General features: G+C 72.8%; 4 protein-coding genes. 2 read left to right on the forward strand and 2 right to left on the reverse strand.

What is annotated here, in order from left to right:
- Positions 1 to 600 (forward strand): ATP-binding cassette domain-containing protein (locus FV228_RS26870; RefSeq protein WP_147857312.1); only part of this gene is annotated, 600 nt, incomplete at its 5' end.
- A gap of 93 nt (positions 601 to 693) precedes the next feature.
- On the forward strand, positions 694 to 852 hold the full coding sequence (locus FV228_RS33470; protein ID WP_187277930.1) for a hypothetical protein: 159 nt from the start codon (positions 694 to 696) through the stop codon (positions 850 to 852).
- 238 nt (positions 853 to 1,090) lie between these two features.
- On the opposite strand, the gene FV228_RS26880 is transcribed toward FV228_RS33470, so the two are convergent.
- On the reverse strand, positions 1,091 to 1,360 hold the full coding sequence (locus tag FV228_RS26880) for a hypothetical protein (RefSeq protein ID WP_147857313.1): 270 nt from the start codon (positions 1,358 to 1,360) through the stop codon (positions 1,091 to 1,093).
- A gap of 85 nt (positions 1,361 to 1,445) precedes the next feature.
- A partial coding sequence (locus FV228_RS26885; RefSeq protein WP_246694044.1) for a glycosyltransferase occupies positions 1,446 to 2,431 on the reverse strand: 986 nt, incomplete at its 5' end.

A 2,431-nucleotide genomic window follows, 5' to 3' on the forward strand; every position in this document is an offset into this window, starting at 1 on the left:
GTGCTGCCGCAGGCCGCGCGCCTCGCCTTCCCGTTCGCCGCCGCCGACGTGGCCCGGATCGGCCTCGACGGCATCGGGCGGGGCCTCAGGGCCCGCGACCGGGACGCGATCCTGGCCCGGGCCCTCGACCGGGCCGACGTCGCCCATCTCGCGACCCGGGCCTACCCGACCCTGTCGGGCGGCGAGCAGGCCCGGGTGCAGTTCGCCCGGGTGCTGTGCCAGATGGAGGCCGGCCGCACGGTCGCGGACGCCCAAGTGCTGTTCCTCGACGAGCCCACCGCGAGCCTCGACCTGAACCACCAGGGCGCGCTCCTCGACGCCGCCGCGGCGCTGGCGGCCTCGGGCGTCGCCGTGGTGGCGATCCTGCACGACCTCAACCTGGCGGCCGCCTACGCCGACACGCTGCTGGTGATCGAGGCCGGCCGGCTGGTCGCCACCGGGCGGCCCGCGAACGTGCTCCGCGACGACCTGATCGCCCGGGTGTTCGGGGTGCGCTGGCCGGTCGGAAAAATCCCCGGCCCGGACCAGCCGTTCATCCTGCCGCACCGGAATGTTGCCGGTCCGGATCAGCACGACGCTGGGCCTCCGGTTCCTCGGTAACCGCTTGGAACTCGGCACGCAGCTGAGCCTCGTCGCTGCGCGGACGAACCTGCCCGCGCACGAAGGACCCGGTCACAAGAAGCCTACGGGCTGGTGGATGTCTTCGCGTCCTACGATCTCGACGATCGCGTGAAGGCCGAGTTCATCGTCCAGAACGCCTTCGACAAGCGCTACCGGCAATATCTCGACGCCCTGGCGAGCCCGGGCCTGGTCGCCAAGGCGGCGCTCAGCCTCAAGTTCGCGACGCGATAACGCGGAGGGTGGCGGCCTCTGGTGCTTGGGGGCGTCCGCCCGGAGTGGATGTGAGTCGGTCAGCTCCCAAAAGCCTGTTTGACCGTCCTTCCCAATCCCCCCGTGCGCCGCTCGCCTCAGGCCCCGGCAGGCGCGCCGCATCCTGCCTCCGCTCACGGAAACGGCGGGGCTCTCACCCCGCCGCGGATCCGTTGCTTCGTGACCGGCCGCCCGTGCGGGCGTCGGCGCCCGTGCGGGCTTACAGGCCGAACAGGACTCCAGCCGAACCGGCCACCGTCATGGCGAGACCGCCCGCGAAGGCGCCGATCATCGCGTAAGAGAAACCCTTGAGGACCATAGCGTGCACCCCTTTCATCGTGCGGCGGGCCTCGGGTGAGGCCCTGAAAACCAACTGCAATGATGATGCCGGTTCGGCCGGGTGCGTGCGGTGCGATGAAACACGCTGCAATGCGGAACGATTTCGCGCGGGCACGATGCGAGCGGGCATGACGCGGGCCGGAATGGCCACGCCGGCGTTCGACCGCCCAGCCCGGCACCATCGGTGCGCCAGCCCGTGACCCCGCCGGAGGCTTGAGCCCCTTGGACGCCCGGGCTTACCGGTGCCGGGAGGGGTGATATTCCCGGTAGCTCAGGCCGAGCACCGCGGCGAGCAGCCCGGCGCCCCGGCACAGGGTGTAGAAGCCGCCGACCAGGGTGGCGGGCCGGAGCGACAGCCCGGCGATCCCGAGCCGGAGTGCGCCCCCGCCGAGGCGGGCCAGGCCCCGGGCCGCGTTGCTGAGCCGCCCGCTCACCGTCTCCGGCCGGAGGCGGCCGAGATAGGCCTCGACGCTGCCGCTGCGGTACCAGCGCGCCAGCAGCCAGCGCACCCGCATCCGGTGCGCCGGGATGCTGTCGTACACGATCGCGTCGGGCGCCCAGGCGATCCTGTGCCCGGCAAGCAGAAGCGACCGGAAGAAGATGGTGTCCTCGCCGCCCAGGGTGTTGAAGCGCATGTCGAAGGACAGGCCCAAAGCCGTCACCACCCGGAGGTCCAGCAGCGCGTTGGCCGTGTAGGCGTCCGCCACCATCCCGTCGCGGACCGGCAGGGTCTTGGCGAAGAATCCGCCGGTCGTCGCCCAGGCCGGGGGGACCCGGTCGAACAGCGGCACCACCGGGCCGACGCAGGCCGGGGCGCCGGTCCGCTGCGCCGTGTCGCGCAGGCTGCGCAGCCAGTCCCGGTCCGGCACCTCGTCGTCGTCGATCAGGGCGATCCAGTCGGCGCCGAGCGTGGCGGCCGCCGTGAGGCTGCGGTTGCGCACCGCCGCCAGGCCCCGGACCGCCTCCCGGGCGTAGGTGATCGGGAAGCGGCCCGCGGTGCGGTAGGCCTCCACCACCGGGATGGCGGCGTCGCTGCGGCCGTTGTCGACCACCAGGATCCGCAGGGCGGATTCGGCGAGGTCGCCGAGCCGCTGCCGGTCGATGGCCTTGAGCAGCAGCGCCAGGCCCGCCGGACGCTCGCAGGTGCAGATGCAGAGGCACAGGCGCATGGGGTTCACCGTGGTCCGGCCGGAAGGGCGTCCGGCATCGCGGGGCGCAGGCG

This window comes from Methylobacterium sp. WL18 (assembly GCF_008040015.1).
GTDB lineage: Bacteria > Pseudomonadota > Alphaproteobacteria > Rhizobiales > Beijerinckiaceae > Methylobacterium > Methylobacterium mesophilicum.